The organism is Neisseria sp. HMSC70E02 (assembly GCF_001838645.1).
GTDB classification, from domain to species: domain Bacteria; phylum Pseudomonadota; class Gammaproteobacteria; order Burkholderiales; family Neisseriaceae; genus Neisseria; species Neisseria macacae.
The window spans coordinates 2584-2859 of sequence record NZ_KV838146.1 but is presented as its reverse complement, the minus strand read 5'-3'; the positions used below and the strand labels follow the sequence as shown (position 1 = coordinate 2859).

Below are 276 nucleotides of genomic sequence, written 5' to 3'. Positions count from 1 at the left end.
TGCGTTTGACGGCGGTTTGATTATAACCCGCCGCGACTTTGTTTTTGCCTTTGCCGCCCTCTGTCAGGTCGTTGAGGGTGGCGATTTGCCTTTTCAGACGACCTAATGGGTCGAGTTCGTAACGGCTGGCGAGTTTACCTTGTGTGCGGAAGATTTCGCGGTGCAGTTTGTCGCGCTCGATGTCGGTAATGACTTCGTCGTCGAGGCTGATTTGGTGGAGGTGGCCGCTGCCGTAATACAGATAGTTGATCTGTCTGCCGTCGGGCAGGACGGTGG

At 55.4% G+C, this 276-nt stretch carries 1 pseudogene; it reads right to left on the bottom strand.

The features are described from left to right. Positions 1–276 (bottom strand): annotated as a pseudogene (locus HMPREF3277_RS12465) (RHS repeat protein); the annotation flags it as partial.